Genomic DNA, 18,524 nt, shown 5'->3' with positions numbered 1-18,524 from the left:
GCGGAGCGGGGCGTCGACCGACGACAACGCAGCCAGGGGCCGCGGATGACGACGCTCACCTTCGCCGGTAGTCGGGGACCAGCTCGCCTGCCAGCTGCTCCAGGAACAGGCCCACGTCGGTGACGATGCCGCGGGCCTGCGAGGACCCGCGGTCGGCCAGCTTGGTGACCGTCGCCGGGTTGATGTCCACGCACACCAGCGGGATCGAGGCCGGCAGGATGTTCCCGGTCGCGACCGAGTGCAGCATCGTCGCGACCATCAGGCAGAAGCCGACGTCGGTCAGCTCGGCGCGCATCGCCCGCTGGCCGTCGATCACGTCGGTGTAGACGTCCGGCAGCGGGCCGTCGTCGCGGACCGAGCCGACCAGGACGAACCGCTTCCCCGTGGTCACCAGCGCGTGCATGATCCCGCCGGTGAGCACGCCCTGGTCGACGGCCGCGCTGATCGAGCCGGCCTTGCGGATCGTGTTGATCGCCCGGATGTGGTGCTCGTGGCCGTGCTCGACGCCCTGGCCCATCGCCAGGTCGATGCCGAGCGAGGTGCCGTAGAGCGCGGACTCGATGTCGTGGGTGGCCAGGGCGTTGCCGGCGAAGAGCACGTCGACGTACCCGGCCTTCACCAGCTCGACCATCGCCGGCGCGGCACCGGTGTGCACGACGCCCGGGCCGCCGACCCACAGCACCTTCTGGCCGGCCTCCTTCGCGGCGCGCATCCCGTCGGCGACCTGGCGGACGAGCACGCCCTGGGGCTTCTCGCTGGACACGTCGGAGTCCATGAAGCCGAAGCCGCCCTCCTCGCGGGTGCTCTTCGGCACCTCGACGCGGATCCCGGAGGCGCCGCAGACGACCTTCATCCCGGCGCGGACGTCGGCCATCGGCAGGGTGTGCACGCCGGCGTCGTCGACGATCAGCCCGCAGTCCATCTCCGGGTTCTGGACCTGGATCCAGCGGCCGTCGAGCCGGACCTCGGTCTCGAGGTTGGTGCTGGAGTAGAAGCCGTCGGGGAAGACGCCGTCGTGCTCGGCGACCGAGACCTCGGCCTCGCCCGGGTCGACCTGGTTCACGCCGCGGGTCTGGAGCCGCATCAGCAGCCGCTGCAGGGCTTCGTCGTCCTCGGCCGAGACCACGATCTGCGCGTACGACGGGTCGCCGGCGTCGTGGCCGACGTCGAAGCGCTCGATCACGTAGTCGCCGCCGTACTCGCGGATGTCGTCGAGGACCCGGGACAGGATCCCGGAGTCCATCAGGTGTCCGCTGATCTGGACGGTCTCGCTTTTCATCCTCGGGCTCCCTCTTCCTCGCTGCATCCGCACCGGCCGGACTGCTGAGCCGACTCTGTCAGAGGACCGCGCCGTCGTCCCAACCGCCGCCCGAGCCCCGGTTGCTCATCGTGGCGACCAGGTAGCCGAAGCCGCCCACGAACCAGACGATGAGCAGAAGTCCCAGCGGCGAGGGCAGCGAGATCCCGAGCACGACGCCGAGCAGCGCGAGCGCCGGCACGCCGAAGAGCCCGATCCAGGCGAGCAGCCTCAACCCGTGGGCGCGGGGGACCGGTGGGGGCGGTGGCGGCACGAACCGGTCGTCGTCGGACCAGTGCGCCGGGGCCAGCTCGGGCGGGCCGTCGTACACCCCGCCGGGCTGCGCGGCCGGCGCCGGTTCGGGCGGGTCCGGGACGGCGTCCTCGGGCAGCTCGGCCCGGTCGCCGAAGTGGTCGACGATGTCCCGCCACTCCGCTTCCTCGCGGGCCCGGCGGCCCTCCTCCTGCCCGGCCTCGTCGCGGTTGCTCACGACGCGGCGACCTGACTGGTGACCCGGGCGACGAACTCGGCGGACTCGGCGAAGATCTGCGGGGCGTCGTTGTCGAGGGTGGCGACGTGGTAGCTCTCGGCGAGCACGCGCTCGGTGACGTCGGCCGAGGCGATCCCGTCCAGGATGATCCGGGCCGAGGACGGGTCGACGACGTGGTCCTCCGCGGAGCGGAACAGCAGCACCGGCGCGGTGACCTCGCCGAGCCCGGCGCGGACCTGCTTCCACGCGGCCACCATCGAGGCGAGCGGCTTGAGCGGCGTCTTGTCGTACGCCGACTCGACGACGCCCTCCTTCTTGATGTCGCTGCCGATCCCCGGGAACGCCTTGACCAGGTGCTTCATCACCGGCAGGAGCAGGAGCTGCTTGTTGGTGCTGTTGACCGCGGGGTTGACCAGCACCACGCCGGCGACCTGGTCCGCGCGCCGCTCGGCGAGCTGGAGCACGAGGCAGCCGCCCATCGAGAGGCCGCCGACCACGACGACGTCGGTGCGGGCCCGGAGCGCGTCGAACTCGCGCTCGATCTCGGCGTAGTAGTCGTCGTACCGGGTGGTGGTCATGTCCTGCCAGGTGGTGCCGTGGCCGGGCAGCCGCGGGACCGCGACGGCGTACCCCTGCTCGGCGAGGTACCTGCCCCACGGCACGATCGAGGCCGGCGACCCTGTGAAGCCGTGGCTGAGCAGCACGCCCACCCGGCGGCCGGAGGCGTCCGGCGTCCCGTCGCTGTGGAAGGTCTCGGCGTGCGGGGCGGTCGTCACCTGGGTTCTCCGTGGGGGTCTCGAAGGTCGCGGGGAACGCCGGGTGGTGCGCCCCGTGGTCCATCGTTTCACGCACCCCCAGGAGGGGCTAGGGTTTGAGCGTCGTCGGTGCCGGCGTGCCGGGTGTGCCGGTCTCAGGAGGGGTGCGGAGTGTTCTACTGGTTCCTGAAGTGGATCGCGCTCGGTCCGCTGCTGCGGGTGGTGTTCCGCCCGCAGGTCGAGGGAGTGGAGAACGTCCCGACCGACGGTCCCGCGATCCTGGCCAGCAACCACCTCTCGTACGCCGACTGGCTGTTCATGCCGCTCACGGTGCCGCGCCGGGTCACCTTCGTGGCCAAGGCGGAGTACTTCACCAGCCCCGGCATCAAGGGCTGGTTCCAGAAGCTGTTCTTCTCCGGCGCCGGTCAGGTGCCGATCGACCGCTCGGGTGCGTCGGCCGCCGAGGGCGCGCTGGTCACCGCGAAGCGGATCCTGGCCGACGGCGACCTGTTCGGCATCTACCCGGAGGGCACCCGTTCGCACGACGGCCGGCTGTACCGCGGCAAGACCGGCGTCGCCCGGCTGGCGCTGGAGACCGGCGTCCCGGTGATCCCGGTCGCGGTCGTCGGCACGGACGTGGTGGCGCCGCCGGGCAAGAAGTTCGGGTCCTTCACGCGCCCGGTGGTGCGGTTCGGCAAGCCGCTGGACTTCGAGCGCTACGAGGGCCTGGAGAACGACCGCTACATCCTGCGCTCGGTCACCGACGAGATCATGTACGAGCTGATGCGCCTCTCCGGCCAGGAGTACGTCGACATGTACGCCACCCGGGCCAAGGAGGAGTCGAAGAAGGCCGAGGCGGCCGCCCGCGCCGAGAAGGCAGCGGCCCAGAAGGCGGCCGAGAAGGCGGCCGAGAAGGCCGCCGAGGAGGTCGCGGGTGCCGGTGGCGACGGCGACGGTGACACCCCGGCCACGAAGGCCTCCTGACCGCGTGAGCCAGCGCGACCCGGCCGGCACGGCCGTCGCGAACACGCTGTACCGCGCGCTCGCGGTGCTGCGCGTGATCGTCCTGGTCAACTCGTTCCTGCTGTACTTCTACCGGGCCTCGGCCTACCCGCGCCCGGTGCTGGGTGCGGTGATCCTGGTCGGACTGGCGTTCTGGACGTTCTTCGCCGTGTGGGCCTACGGCCGTCCGGCGTTGCGGCGGGCTCCGCTGCTGCTCGCCGACCTGGCGGTGGCGGTGGCGGCGATCCTGGCCACCCCGCTGGTCAAGGGCGAGGGGCTGCACGCGACGCTGCCGGGCTTCTGGGTGATGGGCGTGGTGCTCGCCTGGGCGATCGAGTGGCGGATCGTCGGGGGTCTGGCCGCCGCGGCCGCCGTGGTCACCGCGGACGTGCTGATCCGCGACCACCTCACCCAGACCAACTACTCGAACATCCTGCTGCTGCTCATCGGCGGCCTGATCGTCGGCTTCCTCTCCGACCTGCTGCAGCGCACGGCCGCCGAGCGTGACCGGGCCGAGCGGGCCGCGGCCGCCGCGGCCGAGCGTCAGCGACTGGGCCGGGTGGTCCACGACGGCGTCCTCCAGGTGCTCGCCCTGGTGCAGAAGCGCGGGGCCGAGATCGGCGGCGAGGCGGCCGAGCTCGGCCGGCTCGCGGGGGAGCAGGAGGTCGCCCTGCGGGCCTATGTGCAGCGAGAGGTGAGCGCGCCGGCCGACGGGGCGCCGTACGACCTCGGGGCTGCGCTGGCGGCGCTGGGGAGCGCGCACGTGAGCGTGGCCGTGCCCGCCGGAGCCGTGCCCGTGGCGGCCGGCGTCGGGGTCGAGGTCGCGGCCGTCGTCGCCGAGTGCCTGAGCAACGTCCGGCACCACGTCGGCCGGGACGCCCCCGCCTGGGTGCTCCTGGAGGACCTGGGCCCCGAGCTCGTGGTGTCGGTACGCGACCGTGGACCCGGCATCGACGCCGGCCGGCTGGAGCAGGCGGCGGCCGAGGGCCGGCTCGGGGTGGCGTCCTCGATCCGGGGCCGGGTCGCCGAGCTCGGCGGCACCGCCGACCTGGTGACCTCGCCGTCCGGCACCGAGTGGGAGTTCCGGGTCCCGAGGAGCGCGTCATGACGATTCATTCCGAGAATCCGTTCGCCGACCCGCCGGACGCCGTACGCCGCTTCCGGGGGCGCCTGGGCGGCGCGGTCTCGCTCTGGACCGCCGGCGCCGGGGCGCAGCGGGCGGGCCTCACCGTCTCCTCGCTGATGGTCGCCAACGGCGACCCGGCCGCGGTGCTCGGGCTGCTCGACCCCGAGTCCGACCTGTACGACGCCCTGGAGGCCGGCGGCACCGCGGTGGTCCAGCTGCTGCACGGCGCCGACCGGGATCTCGCGGACGCCTTCGGGGGCCTGGCCCCGGCGCCGGGCGGCGCGTTCCGGCTCGGCACCTGGGAGCAGACCTCCCACGGGCCGGCGCTCGTCGGCCGCACCCGCGCGCACGTCCGGCTGGACCGCAGCGAGGACGTCGGCTGGTCCCGGCTGGTCGTCGCCACGATCGAGGAGGTCGTCGTGGCCGAGGACCACGACGCGTTGGAGCACCGCCGCGGGAGGTACCGCCACGCACCGGGCCACGACGGCGCCGACGGGGATCGGTAGGGTCGCCCGCGTGAGTCAAGCGGACGCAGCAGGAGCCCGTGCGGGCATCCGGGTGATGGTGGTCGACGACCACCCGATGTGGCGCGAGGGCGTCGAGCGGGACCTGACCGAGGCCGGCTTCGCCGTGGTCGCCAGCGCCGGCACCGGGACCGAGGCGCTCGCCCGGTTCCCGGCCACCCAGCCCGACGTGGTGGTGCTCGACCTGCAGATCCCGGAGCCGAACGGCGTCGCGGTCACCGCCGAGCTCGTCCGGCAGAACGCGGCCGTGAAGGTGCTGATCCTCTCCGCGAGCGGGGAGCAGGCCGACGTCCTGGACGCGGTCAAGGCGGGGGCGATCGGGTACCTGGTGAAGTCCGCGTCCCGGGCGGAGCTGATCGGCGCCGTGGACCGGGTGGCCCTGGGGGACACCGTCTTCACGCCCGGCCTGGCCGGGCTGGTGCTGGGGGAGTACCGCCGGCTGATCGACGAGCCGGCCGGCGACAGCGGTGCGCCGCGGCTGACCGAGCGGGAGACCGAGGTGCTCCGGCTGGTCGCCAAGGGGTTGTCGTACAAGGACATCGCCGAGCGGTTGGTGATCTCGCACCGGACCGTGCAGAACCACGTGCAGAACACGCTCCGCAAGCTCCAGCTCCACAACCGGGTCCAGCTGGTCCGGTACGCCATCGAGCAGGGTCTGGACACGCCGGGCGGCGACTGAGCCGGCCCCGGGCGCGTCTGCCGCCGGTGTCCGACTGGTCCAGTTCGCCCGGGTCGACTTTTGGCGAGACGGAGGCGGGAAGAACCACGGGGCAGGTAGCGTTGGGCCCACAGGACTGAGGAGGGGATCGCGATGGTGCTGTTCCGACGGCAGCTCGGTGACGTGTTGCGCAACGAGCGGATGCGGCGCGGCTTGACGCTGCGCGAGCTCTCCTCGGAGGCGCGGATCTCCCTCGGCTACATCTCCGAGGTCGAGCGCGGCCAGAAGGAAGCCTCCTCCGAGCTGCTCGCCTCGCTCTGCGACGCCCTCGACGTGCCGCTGTCGGCGGTGCTGCGCGAGGTCAGCGACACCGTCGCCGTCGAGGAGCAGCGGATCCTCGCCGAGGCCGCCATCGAGCGGGTGCCGGTGGCACCGGCCCGCGGTGGCGACGTGGTGGCTTCCGCCGCCTGACCCCTCAGGCCACTCCGGTGGCCTTCTCGAGCGCGACCAGCTCGTCGTCGAGGTGCATGAGCAGGCGCTGCAGGTGCGGCACCGTACGACGGCAGCCGGTGAGCCCGAACCCCATCAGGTCGGCGTAGCTGTTGCAGGTGATGTTGAGCGCCATGCCCTGCATCGGGACCGAGACCGGGTAGGTGCCGGTGAGCCGGGCGCCGTTCAGGTACTGCGTGCTCCGCGGCCCCGGCACGTTCGAGATGATCAGGTTGAACGGCGGCCGGACGATGCCGTTGAGGCGGAGCATCGGGATCACGATCGACGGCGCCATCCCGACCGCGCTCATCGCGAGGATCTGGTTCGGCGTCATCGACTCCAGGGCCTCCTTGCCCGCCCGCATCGAGTCGTGGATGGCCGCCAGCCGGTCGGCCGGGTCGTCGAGGTCGGTGCCGAGCTTGACCATCACCGAGCCGACCGCGTTGCCGCCCCCGCCGGACTCCGAGGAGGCCGTCCGGGACTTCAGGCCGACCGGAACCATCGAGACCAGGGACGCGTCGGGGAGGCTGTTCAGCTCCAGCAGGTAGCTGCGGACCGCGCCGCCGCACATCGCCAGGACGACGTCGTTGAGGGTCGTCCGGCTGGCCTTGGAGACGGCGCGCAGGCGCTCCAGCGGCCAGTCGTCGGCCGCGAACCGTCGGGACCCGGTGATCGCGACGTTGAACATCGATCGCGGGGCGTAGAAGGACAGCGAGGACGCCTCGTTGCGGACCCCCTTGCTGAGGCTGCGGATCAGCGCGGCCGGCAGGCCCGCCGCGTCGGCGGTCAGGCCGAACGCGGTCCGCAGCGCGTCCACGGGCACCTCGGTGAGCCCCTGCTCGGCGGTCTCGCGCTGCTTGCGTGCCTTGCCGGTGGCCCGGGCGTCGAACGGGAGCGGCATCCCGCGCCTGTCGGGGTCGGTGGTGAGCACGCTCTGCATCAGCTTCATCGCCGAGATGCCGTCGACCAGCGCGTGGTGGAGCTTGGTGTACATCGCGATCCGGCCGTCGTCGAGGCCCTCGATCAGGTGCGCCTCCCACAGCGGCCGCTCCCGGGCCAGCATCTGGCCGTGCAGCCGGGAGACCAGCTCGAGGAGCTCACGGACCCGGCCGGGGCGCGGCAGCGCGCTGTGCCGGACGTGGTGCTCGATGTCGAGCTGCTTGTCGTCGGTCCAGACCCACTGCCCGAGGGTGCCGAGCGAGTGGTGCGGGTGCTTGCGGAAGAGCGGCCCGACCTCCTCGATGCCGAGCGCCGACTCGTAGAGCGAGCGGGCGAAGTCCGGGCCGGCGTCCGCCGGCGGGTCGAACAGCTGGAGGCCGGCCACGTGCATCGGCTGGTTGCGGTTCTCGGCGAGCAGGAACGCCAGCGAGGTGGGGTCGATCGGGGATGGCACGGGGCGGTCCTCCTCGGCACGCGATCACGGCGGGGCGCGACCTTGCAGCGCGACCTTTCCGGGGATCCTCGCGCGTGCCTCGCCAATTGGGAAGGGACCGCGCCGGGGAGGGCTGACGCGCCGCGGGACCGGGGAGTAGGTTCTGGAGCCATGACGATCACCGATCCCACCGCGACCACCTCGGGAGCCCCGACCTTCGACTCGCTGGACCCGCGCACCGGGGCGGTCGTCGCGAGCCACCCGGTCCACGGCGCTGCGGACGTCGCCGCCGCCGTCGCGCGTGCCCGCGAGGCCGCCGCCTGGTGGTCCGCGCTCTCCTACAAGGAGCGCGCCGAGCAGCTCGGGGCGTGGAAGTCGCTGATGACGCGTCGGCTCGACGAGCTCGCCGACGTGATGAGCGCGGAGACCGGCAAGCCGCGCGGCGACGCGATGCTCGAGGCCGCGCTGGCCATCGACCACCTCGCCTGGGCCTCCGGCCACGCCCGCAAGGTGCTGAAGCGGCACAAGGTGCCCAGCGGCCTGGTGATGGCGAACCAGAAGGCCACCGTCGAGTTCCGCCCGCTGGGCGTGGTCGGCGTGATCGGCCCGTGGAACTACCCGGTCTTCACGCCGATGGGCTCGATCGCCTACGCGCTCGCGGCCGGCAACGCGGTCGTGTTCAAGCCCAGCGAGTACACCCCGGGCATCGGCCTCTGGCTCGCGAAGACCTTCGTCGAGGCGGTCGGCAAGCCGGTCCTGCAGGTCGTCACCGGTCTGGGGGAGACGGGTGCGGCGCTCTGCCGCTCCGGCGTCGACAAGCTCGCCTTCACCGGCTCCACCGCCACCGGCAAGAAGGTGATGGCGGCCTGCGCCGAGTCGCTGACCCCGGTGATCATCGAGGCCGGCGGCAAGGACGCGCTCATCGTCGACGAGGACGCCGACCTGGAGGCCGCCGCCGACGGCGCCGTCTGGGGTGCGTGCGGCAACGCCGGCCAGACCTGCGCCGGCGTCGAGCGGGTCTACGTGCACGAGCGGGTGTACGACGAGTTCCTGGACAAGATCGTCGCGAAGGCCCGCGAGCTGCACGCCGGGGACGGCGACGCCAAGATCGGGCCGATCACGATGCCGTCCCAGGTCGACGTCATCCGGCGCCACATCGACGACGCGCTGGCCAAGGGCGGCCGCGCGGTGGTCGGCGGCGCCGACGCCGTGGGTGAGCGGTTCGTGCAGCCGACGATCCTGGTCGACGTGCCGGCCGACTCCTCGGCCTGGACCGAGGAGACCTTCGGGCCGACCATGACGGTCGCGAAGGTCAAGAACATGGACGAGGCCGTCGCGCTGACGAACGGCTCGCGCTACGCCCTCGGCTCGGCCGTCTTCTCGAAGTCCCGCGGCATGCAGATCGCCGAGCGGTTGCGGGTCGGGATGACCTCGATCAACGGGGTGATCACCTTCGCCGGGGTGCCGTCGCTGCCGTTCGGCGGGATCGGGGACTCCGGCTTCGGCCGGATCCACGGTCCGGAGGGCCTCAAGGAGTTCACCTACGCGCACGCGATCACCAAGCAGCGGATGAAGCCGCTGCTGGCGCTGACCACCTTCGAGCGGACCGAGAAGGCCGAGCAGCAGCTGGGCAAGCTGATGACGATGCTGCACGGGCGTGGCGGAAAGCACTGACGCCTCCTCGAGGAACCCCTACCTCGACCTGGCGCTGACCCGCGGCCGGACCTCGCTGCGCGCCAGGGTCGCCCGGCTCCGCACCAAGTCCTGGCAGATCGGCCAGTGCGCCGTCGCCGCCGGCGTCGCCTGGTTCGTGGCGGGGGACCTGTTCGGGCACCCGACGCCGTTCTTCGCGCCGGTCACCGCGGTCGTCAGTCTCGGCACGACCTACGGACAGCGGCTGCGCCGGGTCGCGGAGGTGACCCTCGGCGTCGCCGTCGGCGTCTTCCTCGGTGACCTGTTCACCAACCTGCTCGGGTCGGGCGGTTGGCAGATCGCCCTGATCGTGAGCCTGGCGATGGTCTCCGCCCTCCTCCTGGACGCGGGCGCGATCTTCGTGACCCAGGCCGCCGTGCAGTCGATCGTGGTGAGCGCCCTCGTCCCGGCGCCCGGTGACGCCTTCCTCCGCTGGACCGACGCCCTGATCGGGGGCGGGGTCGCGCTGGTCGCGGCCACCGTCGTCCCGCGCGCGCCGCTGCGCCGCCCGCGCGAGCAGGCAGCCGTCGTGGTCGGGAAGATCTCCGTGCTGCTGCGCGCCTCGGCGATGTCGATCGAGGACGGCGACGTCGAGCGGGCGCTGCGGACGTTGGCGGACGCGCGCAGCACCGACGCGCTCGTCGCCGAGCTCCGCGGAGCGGCCGACGAGGGACTCTCGGTGCTGGCCTCCTCCCCGTTCCGCTGGCGGCACCGGCCGGCGGTGCGCCGGATGGTCGAGCTCGTCGAGCCGCTCGACTTCGCCCTGCGCAACACCCGGGTGCTGGCACGCCGGGTGGCGGTGGCCTGCTACCGCGGCGAGCCGATCCCGCACGGGTACGCCGTCTTCCTCCGCGACCTCGCCGCCGTGGCCGACACGATGGCCGCCGAGCTCAAGGCCGACCGGATGGCGAGTGTCGCGCTCGACCCGCTGATCCACCTCGGCCGGGCGTCCTCGCAGCTGGAGCGCACCTCGGTGCTCTCCGCCGAGGTGGTGCTCGCCAGCGTCCGGTCGCTGATCGCGGACCTGCTCGCGGTCGGCGGGATGGACCCGCTGGCCGCGACCGACGAGATCCCGCCCTTCCCGGAGAGCTGAGCCCGGAGAGCTGAGCCCGGAGTGCTGAGCCCGGAGAGCTGACGTCTCTCAGCCGAAGTCGACCTCGTCGGTGGTCACGGTCCCGGCCGTCCGGCCCGGGGCGCGGTGGTTCGACCAGTACAGGTTGGTGTGCGCGACCACCAGGTCCGGGGTCGGGGCACCCCACTCGCTCTGGTCCTCGGTGGTGTGCGCGTCGCTGACCAGGGTGGCGTCGTACCCGCGGGCGACGGCGCCGTGCAGCGTGGACCGGATGCACTCGTCGGTCTGCGCACCGGCGACGACCAGGCTGCCGACGGTGAGTCCGGCGAGCACGTCCTCCAGGTCGGTGTCCTCGAAGGAGTCGGCGTACTGCTTCTCGACCAGCGGCTCGGCCTCGGCCCGGTCCAGCCCGTCGACCAGCTGCCAGGAGTCGCTGCCGCGCTGCAGGTACTCGCTGTTGTGCTGCACCCAGACGACCGGGACCCGGGCGGCGCGGGCCTTGTCGACCAGCCGGGCCACGTTGGCGACGACGGCGTCGCGGGCGTGGTTGCCGTCCACGACGCCGGTCTGGACGTCGATCACGAGCAGGGCGGTGTTCGGGCGGTTCTCGAGCGTGCTCATCGTGGATCCTCCATGTCGGTCTCGACCCCGCTGCGTCGGATTCAGAACCTGTGCGATTCCGTCTCCGACGCTAACCCGTCGCGCCGACATCCTCGAGGGTCAGCTCGCGGACCACCGAGTCCACCACCGCCACCAGGTCGCCGTACGTGCGCTCGGCGACCCGCCGCTGCCGCTGGTACGACGCCCCGCGACGCGGGATCTCCCGGACCAGGGCGAGCGCCTCGGCGCAGCCCAGCCGGCGCGCGACCGGCATCAGGTCGTCCAGCAGGTCCTCGAGGTCCTCGCGCAGCAGCCGCTCGTTGGAGTCGCCGTCGAGGATGATCCAGGCGTCCAGCCCGTAGCGGGCCGCGCGCCACTTGTTCTCCTGCACGTGCCACGGCGGCATCGACGGCAGCGTCTCGCCGCRGTCGAGCCGGTCGGTCAGGTGCACCACCAGGCAGTGCGTCAGGGCGACCAGGGCGCGCATCTCCCAGACCGTCGAGACGCCGTCGCAGATCCGGATCTCGACGGTGCCTGTGCGGGGCGCCGGGCGGACGTCCCAGCGGATCTCGTCGATCTGCTCGATCACGCCGGTGGTGATCAGGTCGTGGGCGTAGGACTCGAAGTCGGCCCAGGTGTGGAACTGGAAGGGCAGCCCGGCCGTCGGCAGCTGCTGGAACATCATCGCCCGGTTGCTCGCGTAGCCGGTGTCGGTGCCGGCCCAGATCGGGGAGGAGGCCGAGAGCGCCTGCAGGTGCGGGTACCAGGTGAGCAGCGCGCTCACGATCGGGACCACGTGCTCCTGCTTCACCCCGACGTGCACGTGCACGCCCCAGATCAGCATCTGCCGGCCCCACCACTGGGTGCGCGCGATCAGCTCCTCGTAGCGCGGGCCGGGGGTGAGCTGCTGGTTGGACCAGGCGGCGAACGGGTGCGTGCCGGCGCTGTACAGGTCGACGCCGAGCTCGTCGGCCAGCGGGCGGACCTTGCCGATCATCTCGACCAGCTCGCCGATCGCCTCGTCCGTCGTCCGGCAGATCCCGGTGGTGAGCTCGACGGAGTTGCGCAGCAGCTCCTTGTGCAGCCGGGGCTCGTGGCCGTGCCGCTGCTCGACGAGGTCGAAGAGCTCGGAGGCGGCGTTCACCAGGTCGCGGCTGGACTTGTCGACGAGCGCGAACTCCCACTCGACGCCGAGCGTCGGCTCCGGGGACCCGGCGAATTCGATGGCCACGGGGAGAGCCTTCCACAAGGATGGCCCGGTGCGTCCCACCTGGATCACCGCGTTCCTCGACCTCCCGGCCGCGTCCTTCGACGCCGGGACGGCATTCTGGTCCGCCGTCACCGGCTCGACGCTGTCCGCGGCCCGCGGCGCCGACGGCGAGTTCGCCACCCTGCTCCCGGACTCCGGCGGCGAGCCGTTCCTCCGGGTGCAGCGCACCGGCGCGGCCGTCCCGGGCGTCCACCTGGACCTGCACGAGGCCGAGGGCGCCTTCGAGGTGCGCACCTCCCCGGGCGGCTTCACCTTCTGCGCGAACGTCGACGCCGGGGGACCGCGGCCGGCCCCGGTCGTCCATCCCGGCGGGCACACGTCCCTGGTCGACCAGCTCTGCCTCGACGTGCCGCCGGACGCGTACGACGCCGAGTGCGCCTTCTGGGCAGACCTGACCGGGTGGGAGCTCGCACCGACCAGCGCGCCGTACATGAGGCAGCTCGTACGCGCCGACGGGATGCCCTTGCGGATACTGCTCCAGCGCCGCGACGAGGGGAGTGGACCGGTGACCGCACACCTCGACCTCGCCACGACCGACCGCGAGGCGGAGGTCGCCCGCCATCTCGGGCTCGGGGCAAAGATCGACTTCGTCGGGGGCCGCTGGACCCGGATGACCGATCCGGCTGGCGGGGTCTACTGCGTGACGGACCGGGACCCGGGGACGGGTTTGCTGGCGGGATAGGGGAGCGGGGGCGGGCGAAGTCGATCCGCCGCGTCGGGCACGAACCTGCACGCCCACGGTGATGGCTGAGCTTCGGGTTTCCGGGACCCACTCACCGCATCGGCCTCGGAACGCAGCGCTCCGCCGTCCCGGGTTGGGGCAGCGCTGGTGAGCTGCCTACTTCGCGGGTGTCAGCTCCAGGACCAGTGTCCCGTCGTCCGTCTCGAAGCGAAGGTCCTTCTCGGAGTCCTTGACCCGTGTTGCTTTGCCGAGCAGGTCTGCGTAGGGAACTTCCCCGTTCGCGCACGCGACCTGGGCACCGGAGACGGTTGAGCTGCTGGAGAACTTCTCGACACTGACCTGGTAGGTGCCCTTGACCGGGTAGCAGCCGTCCTTGCCGGCCCACGTGCCGTTGTCGGTGAAAGCGATGGGCGCCACGGACGGGTCGAAGCTCGCACCGAGGTCGAGACCCGGCACCTCCTTCGGCACCCAGTGGCCGGTGAGTTCGACGTCGCTACTTCCGCAACCGGCCGACAGCAGCAGGACACTGAGCCCGAGAGCCACCACCGCGGGGATTCGCACCCGGTCCGCCTTCCTCATCCGAAGACCAGATTCCCGCCCCACGCCTGGATCGCTTCCTCGATCCCGGTGAAGAAGTTGTAGCAGACAGTGCCCACGGACCGGCCCGAGACGATGCCGGTCGCCTCGGCAGCGGTCTCGGCGCCCGGGTGGTCGACGACGACCGAGCCGCCGGAGTCGCCGGGGATCGCGCAGTCGGCAGGGTTGGTGGAGTAGGAGTAGTCGCCGTTGCGCAGGGTTCCCTCCGGGTACTCGTAGGAGATGTTCGTCTTCTGCACCACGGTCCCGCAGTCCGCGCCGGACTTGTAGCCGTTGATGCAGATGGTGTCGCCGACGGTCGGCGCGGTGCGCGTCTTGACCGGGATCTTGTTGCTGGAGGTGACGCCGTCCCACCAGATCTGGCTGCCGGCGCTGCGGCCGGCGGTGGTGACGTTGAGCAGCGCCAAGTCGCCGTGGTACTGGTTGTCGGCCGCCGTGAGCATCGTTCCGGTCCCGTTGAGCCAGGTCGTCCCGGTCGTGGTGCCGGAGGACTTGCCGGCGTACTGGCTCTTGACGAAGTTGGGCGCGTCTCCGCCGGTCACAGTCCAGCCGTAGAGCTGCGAGGACAAGCGCGGGAAGCAGTGCCCGGCGGTCAGCATGTAGTGGGTCGTACCGATCTTGTAGCCGAACCCGAAGGAGCACCCGGCGCCGCCGGTCGCGCTCGAGGTCGAGCCGTTGTAGATGCCGTAACGGGCTCCGCCGGCGTACGGGCTCGGGTCGGTGAGGCGCGACTCGGTCGTTTCCGGGAGCGGCTGCCCGGGGGTGAGCTCGACCCGGACCGGTACGGAGTGCTGGCTCGCGAAAGCCTCGATCGCGGCCCGGTCCGCGAGGCTGAGCTCGGTGCGGACGGTGACGAAGATGCCCTGGGTCTCGGGGTCGGCGCCCCACATCCAGATCGCGTCGGCGAGGCTCTTGGAGGTCGCGCGGAGCTGGTCGCCGTAGTCGTTGGCCGTCTCGACGCTGACCGCGGCCGGTTCGACGACCGTGTCTGCGGCAGCGACTTCCGACGGCGTTGCGGTCTCCGGAGGGGCGGCGCTGGATTCGTCCAGGTTGGCGGCCGGGGGTGCGTCGCCGTCGACCGGGACAGCGTCGAGGTTGGCCACGGCGAGGGTACGGCCAGCGGCATTCGCTGCGACGGCGACGACCTTCCCGGTGGTGTCGACGAACGATCCGAGGAGCGAGTCCTTGTTCGCCTCCACCAGGGCGGCGGCGTCTTGTGCGGCCGCGCGCACGTCGGCGGGAAGATCGTTGAGCGCAGGCACGATCGTGGGCGGGCCGTAGCGGACCAGGCCCTGGGCGGCGACCATCGGGACACCGGCGGTCGTGGCCGTGCCGGCGTCGGCCGACGGGACGGAGGCGACCGTTGCGGCCAGCCCCGCGCCCACCGCCAGGAGGGCGACCGCGATGGTCCCGCTGCGCGACTTGCTCAGGTGCATGCGTCCTGCTTTCCGCACCGTGGCAGTGCGATCTCGTGTCCTCCGCGGCCGATGCGGCCGATCGAGAAGTCACGCCTGGGAGGAGATATGTGGACGCATGAGTACCAGAACCGCTGGTATCGCCGCCATCACAACCGCGGAACCCGCCGCACTGGTCTATCCGCATCCTTCGAGTACTGACGAGTAGTGCCCGATTTGGCCGAAACGAGGGCAGCGGACGGAGTCCTCTTCGGCTGGCCGCTGAGTGGATTTGGCGGCGCAGTTACTCCGCCGCGAGAGTCCGTGCCCACCGGCGAGCACGTCCTTCCGCAGCGTTCAGGGTGCTCCGCGGCCTGGGACGGAACCGTCAGTCGCTAGCCTCGTCGAGGATGCTCGCGGATGGCCAGGGCGTTTGCCGGCCCACGTTGCTCCATCACGATCCCGATCAGGTCGTAGTCGACGACGAACCCTCGCTGGATCGCGTCACGCGTGTCCTGCATTCCGCCGCAACGGCGTACGGAAGGAGTAGGAATGTTGGAGACGACATCACCACCCCTACTCGGAGGAAGCCGTGACGAATCCTCAGGCGAACTGGCACCCGGACCCGAGCGGACGATTCGATCTGCGCTATTGGGACGGCACGCAGTGGACCGAGCACGTGACAAAGGACCGCGTCCAGGGGACGGATCCGCTGAGCTTTCCGCCGCCTGTGGAGCGCGCAGAGGTCACTGAGGCCGGTACGACCGCGCGGGACCCTGTCTCAGCCTCCGCGCAACCGGTGGGTGCCGACGAACCGGCCAAGCAGGGCTACTTCGCCCGGAAACGAGACGAACGAAAAGCCAAAGAAGTCGGACGCGACAAGTTCGAGAGTCTCGCCTTGCGCGCCGCAACCGGAGAACCTGACGCGATGGGAGCGCTTCCCGCGGCGGTGGCGCGCGCACAGGACCTTTACCGCGGCGGGCAGCTCGAAAAGAAGCTCTGGGCCACGATGGCAGCAGCCGTGCGCAGCGTCATTGACGACGATGTGATGACCCAGGACGAGGAGAGCCACCTGCACCGGCTGGGCGAGGTCCTCGGTACTCCTGTTCAGAAGATGGAGACCGAGGATTACGCCCTGTTTGAGGAACTTGTCATCGCAGGGATCAACGACGGAAGATTCCCACGAGTCTCGAACGCCGGGATCATGCTCAAGAAGGACGAGGTCGCCTACGGGTCATTCTCTGCGTCCCTGATGAAAGAACAGGCCGTCCGGCAGTTCCGAGCTGGCACCCAGAGCGTGAGTATTCCGCTCGGTGGCGGCGTTCGATATCGGGTCGGCGGCGTGCGCGGCCGGTCTGTTGTCGTCGGATCGGAGTTGATCGTCCAGGACTCCGGACTTCTCTACGTGACGAGCCAGCGCAGCGTGTTCACCGGTCAAGCCAAGACGTTGGAGTTCCGCCACGACCGGCTTGTGAATCTTGAGCAGTACAACGACGGCATCCGGCTCAACGTGTCGAACCGTCAGACCGCATCGCTGTTCAGGATGCAGCGGCCGTCGATCGCCGCAGCCATGATCACCGCCGCGGTGTCCGAGCACATGAGCTAGGTGCTCTGGCTCGGTGCGCCCAGTTCACACACGGCGGTGGCTCCAACGGCTGCTCAGTTCAGCGCTCGCAGGCAGTGCCGTCCCGGTCCCGATCCAGACGCTTGTAGTTGCGCCAGTACACCTTCTGCGCGTACGAGCCGTACTTCGGGCTCAGGTAACCCGCCCGCACCTGCTTCTGGGCAGCGGCCCGGCTCTTGGCAACACCGTGCGGGTACTTGGCGTTCAATCTCTTGCATGACGAGAAGTACGTACCGGTTCCTGCAGCATCTGCCGGCCCACTGAGGACAGCCACGCTGAGCGGCACGGAGAGGGTCAGCGCGACCAGCGCGCCAGTGAATCGATTGCGCATAGCTCGCATGCTGGCACGATCGTCCGGCGCTGAATGCGGAATCGCAATACTCACGGCTCCGGGTGGCGTGACGTGCAGGTTCATTGGTCCGCCGCCTGGACGCGGCGAAAGCCCCCGAGCTCATCGATCGTGCGGTTGACTCCTCGAAACGTCCCGTAAAGCAGAAGAGTGAGGGCGACGCATGGCCAAGTTCCAGCCGTACTCCCGACGAGTGTGGAGGCGTCGCTTCGCTGCGTGGGCGCGTCACAACAGGCGGCTGATGGTCGGGGCGACTGCATTCGTAGGCATCAGCCTGGTCCTGGAGGCGGTGTTGTTCACCGTGTTCGTCACTCCAAACGGATTTAGCTGGTGGCTTCTCGGCGTTGTGCAAACGTCGATCGTCTATGCCACGTGGCACATCCTGTACTCAGCGTTTCTGGCGCACGACCGCGAGGCGATCTGGCATCTTCGGGGCGCCTGGGGTGAGGAGAACACCCGCTCCGAGCTGCAGCGCGCAAAGCGCAAGCGTCTGATCTGGGGCTGGGTAGACAGCATCAGCCTCCAGGCGGGCGATCTCGACCACCTTGTCGTCACTCGACGCGGCGGTATGGTCGCAATCGATTCCAAGTGGCGCAATCAGGCGAACGACACCATCGACATGGCGCAAGCGGCGCGCCGCGCTCGGACGAGAGCAGAGGGCCTGACCCAGTCACTGCTCCGAGGCGACCGGGCGGCCCGTCACCGTGCGAAGATCAACCCGCTTCGAGTCATCCCCGTGGTCGTCCTCTGGGGAGCAGCCCATCATCAGGTCCCCGACCAAGCACGCGTGGACGGCATCGAGTTCGTCGCCGGTCGCGGCCTTCTGAGATGGCTCGGCACCCTCGACGGCGAACCGGTGGACAAGCGCGCCGCAGCGGATGTGATCGCTCGGCTCGAGGAATACCGGGCTTCAACCCAAGTCACCGCCACCTCCTCACGCGGGTAGGACGGGAGGGGCCAGCAGCATCATTCGCCGCGCCACGGACCCTGGCCGGCGATGTCATCGGGTCGCGTGACCATGCCACTTGGTGCCGGCCCAGTACCTCACCCGCCGAGCACGAGCGCCTGCAACGAGCCGGCCTTGAAGCGACGGACCTCCTGCGGCCAGCCGCACCCCTCGGCCACCCTCCCCGCCCACATGCGAGCGGACTCGTCGTCGGGCACGTCCACGATGGTCAGGCCGCCGAGCCACTCCTTGCTCTCGACGAAGGGCCCGTCGGTGAACACCAGCTCGCCGCTCGTGGCGTCGGCAGCTACCGCCTCGTCGAGCTCCTCGACCAGTCCGCCGGCGTAGATCAGGACGCCCTGGTCCTGCATGTCTCGGACGACGGCCCTGGACGGTTCGACGCGGCCCTCGAACCACGCCTCGTCGTGGTCGCCGACCCACTGCTGGTTGAAGTAGATGAGGTAGTGAGGCATCCCGGCTCCTCTTCGTCGGGCGGACCCTGATGTCCGCCACTACCTACGCTACGAACAGCAGGGGGCCGATACGACAGCTGGCGGGCGCGCTGGTTCCGTGCCGAAGGAGGCA

The 18,524-nt window shown here is 70.9% G+C and carries 20 protein-coding genes; 10 read left to right on the top strand and 10 right to left on the bottom strand.

All coding sequences use genetic code 11. From position 1 onward, the window contains the following. Positions 1-55 precede the first annotated feature (55 nt). The 3 genes from AB4Y76_RS15715 to AB4Y76_RS15705 are packed head-to-tail and all read right to left on the bottom strand — an operon-like array spanning position 56 to position 2,563. Entirely contained in the window at positions 56-1,279 is a 1,224-nt protein-coding gene (locus AB4Y76_RS15715) for an ornithine cyclodeaminase (protein WP_441926918.1), read from the bottom strand. Positions 1,280-1,337: 58 nt separating this feature from the next. Further along, positions 1,338-1,787 (bottom strand): hypothetical protein, encoded by a 450-nt coding sequence (locus AB4Y76_RS15710; RefSeq protein WP_441926916.1) that lies wholly within the window; start codon positions 1,785-1,787, stop codon positions 1,338-1,340. Further along, entirely contained in the window at positions 1,784-2,563 is a 780-nt protein-coding gene (locus AB4Y76_RS15705) for an alpha/beta hydrolase (protein WP_441926914.1), read from the bottom strand. The genes AB4Y76_RS15710 and AB4Y76_RS15705 overlap by 4 nt, the downstream gene beginning before the upstream one ends. A gap of 150 nt (positions 2,564-2,713) precedes the next feature. On the opposite strand from AB4Y76_RS15705, the gene AB4Y76_RS15700 reads away from it, so the two are divergent. From AB4Y76_RS15700 to AB4Y76_RS15680, 5 genes are all read left to right on the top strand, one after another. Then, positions 2,714-3,526: a lysophospholipid acyltransferase family protein gene (locus AB4Y76_RS15700; protein ID WP_441926912.1), complete on the top strand. Its 813-nt coding sequence runs from the start codon at positions 2,714-2,716 to the stop codon at positions 3,524-3,526. 4 nt (positions 3,527-3,530) lie between these two features. Beyond that, the gene (gene macS / locus AB4Y76_RS15695) at positions 3,531-4,652 is read left to right on the top strand and encodes a MacS family sensor histidine kinase (RefSeq protein ID WP_441926910.1); all 1,122 of its coding nucleotides are present in this window, start codon (positions 3,531-3,533) and stop codon (positions 4,650-4,652) included. Continuing rightward, the gene (locus tag AB4Y76_RS15690) at positions 4,649-5,176 is read left to right on the top strand and encodes a flavin reductase family protein (protein WP_441926908.1); all 528 of its coding nucleotides are present in this window, start codon (positions 4,649-4,651) and stop codon (positions 5,174-5,176) included. The genes macS and AB4Y76_RS15690 overlap by 4 nt, the downstream gene beginning before the upstream one ends. A 55-nt stretch (positions 5,177-5,231) precedes the next feature. Then, complete coding sequence (locus AB4Y76_RS15685) at positions 5,232-5,873, top strand: response regulator (RefSeq protein ID WP_441926957.1); 642 nt, start codon at positions 5,232-5,234, stop codon at positions 5,871-5,873. Between the two features lie 132 nt (positions 5,874-6,005). Then, complete coding sequence (locus AB4Y76_RS15680) at positions 6,006-6,323, top strand: helix-turn-helix domain-containing protein (protein ID WP_441926906.1); 318 nt, start codon at positions 6,006-6,008, stop codon at positions 6,321-6,323. A gap of 4 nt (positions 6,324-6,327) precedes the next feature. Here AB4Y76_RS15680 and AB4Y76_RS15675 read toward each other — a convergent pair whose 3' ends face one another. Next, positions 6,328-7,734 carry a WS/DGAT/MGAT family O-acyltransferase gene (locus AB4Y76_RS15675; RefSeq protein ID WP_441926904.1) on the bottom strand — a complete coding sequence of 469 codons (1,407 nt, stop codon included), beginning with the start codon at positions 7,732-7,734 and terminating at the stop codon, positions 6,328-6,330. Positions 7,735-7,884: 150 nt separating this feature from the next. Between AB4Y76_RS15675 and AB4Y76_RS15670 the strand changes: the two genes are divergently transcribed. Both AB4Y76_RS15670 and AB4Y76_RS15665 read left to right on the top strand, forming a co-directional pair. After that, the gene (locus AB4Y76_RS15670) at positions 7,885-9,387 is read left to right on the top strand and encodes an aldehyde dehydrogenase family protein (RefSeq protein ID WP_441926902.1); all 1,503 of its coding nucleotides are present in this window, start codon (positions 7,885-7,887) and stop codon (positions 9,385-9,387) included. Then, a complete protein-coding gene (locus AB4Y76_RS15665; protein WP_441926900.1) occupies positions 9,371-10,498 on the top strand; it encodes an FUSC family protein in 1,128 nt (375 codons plus the stop codon). The genes AB4Y76_RS15670 and AB4Y76_RS15665 overlap by 17 nt, the downstream gene beginning before the upstream one ends. Before the next feature lie 48 nt (positions 10,499-10,546). Here AB4Y76_RS15665 and AB4Y76_RS15660 read toward each other — a convergent pair whose 3' ends face one another. Next, a complete protein-coding gene (locus AB4Y76_RS15660) occupies positions 10,547-11,098 on the bottom strand; it encodes a cysteine hydrolase family protein (protein WP_441926898.1) in 552 nt (183 codons plus the stop codon). Between the two features lie 70 nt (positions 11,099-11,168). Then, positions 11,169-12,308: a glutamate--cysteine ligase gene (locus AB4Y76_RS15655; protein WP_441926897.1), complete on the bottom strand. Its 1,140-nt coding sequence runs from the start codon at positions 12,306-12,308 to the stop codon at positions 11,169-11,171. A gap of 28 nt (positions 12,309-12,336) precedes the next feature. On the opposite strand from AB4Y76_RS15655, the gene AB4Y76_RS15650 reads away from it, so the two are divergent. Further along, positions 12,337-13,029 (top strand): VOC family protein, encoded by a 693-nt coding sequence (locus tag AB4Y76_RS15650; protein ID WP_441926895.1) that lies wholly within the window; start codon positions 12,337-12,339, stop codon positions 13,027-13,029. Between the two features lie 156 nt (positions 13,030-13,185). Here AB4Y76_RS15650 and AB4Y76_RS15645 read toward each other — a convergent pair whose 3' ends face one another. Both AB4Y76_RS15645 and AB4Y76_RS15640 read right to left on the bottom strand, forming a co-directional pair. Continuing rightward, positions 13,186-13,590: an META domain-containing protein gene (locus tag AB4Y76_RS15645; protein WP_441926893.1), complete on the bottom strand. Its 405-nt coding sequence runs from the start codon at positions 13,588-13,590 to the stop codon at positions 13,186-13,188. 14 nt (positions 13,591-13,604) lie between these two features. Continuing rightward, positions 13,605-15,062, bottom strand: a complete 1,458-nt coding sequence (locus AB4Y76_RS15640) for a hypothetical protein (protein WP_441926891.1) — start codon at positions 15,060-15,062, stop codon at positions 13,605-13,607. A gap of 550 nt (positions 15,063-15,612) precedes the next feature. Between AB4Y76_RS15640 and AB4Y76_RS15635 the strand changes: the two genes are divergently transcribed. After that, complete coding sequence (locus AB4Y76_RS15635; RefSeq protein ID WP_441926889.1) at positions 15,613-16,626, top strand: DUF2510 domain-containing protein; 1,014 nt, start codon at positions 15,613-15,615, stop codon at positions 16,624-16,626. Between the two features lie 58 nt (positions 16,627-16,684). Here AB4Y76_RS15635 and AB4Y76_RS15630 read toward each other — a convergent pair whose 3' ends face one another. Then, entirely contained in the window at positions 16,685-17,059 is a 375-nt protein-coding gene (locus AB4Y76_RS15630) for an excalibur calcium-binding domain-containing protein (protein ID WP_441926887.1), read from the bottom strand. 97 nt (positions 17,060-17,156) lie between these two features. Here AB4Y76_RS15630 and AB4Y76_RS15625 point away from each other — a divergent pair, with 97 nt between their 5' ends. Further along, positions 17,157-17,939: a hypothetical protein gene (locus tag AB4Y76_RS15625; protein WP_441926961.1), complete on the top strand. Its 783-nt coding sequence runs from the start codon at positions 17,157-17,159 to the stop codon at positions 17,937-17,939. Positions 17,940-18,037: 98 nt separating this feature from the next. On the opposite strand, the gene AB4Y76_RS15620 is transcribed toward AB4Y76_RS15625, so the two are convergent. After that, complete coding sequence (locus AB4Y76_RS15620; RefSeq protein ID WP_441926885.1) at positions 18,038-18,412, bottom strand: YciI family protein; 375 nt, start codon at positions 18,410-18,412, stop codon at positions 18,038-18,040. Between the last annotated feature and the right edge of the window lie 112 nt (positions 18,413-18,524).

It is taken from the genome of Marmoricola sp. RAF53, from assembly GCF_052114005.1.
In the GTDB taxonomy this organism is placed as follows: Bacteria; Actinomycetota; Actinomycetes; order Propionibacteriales; family Nocardioidaceae; genus Marmoricola.
This window is presented reverse-complemented; position numbering and strand designations above follow the sequence as displayed.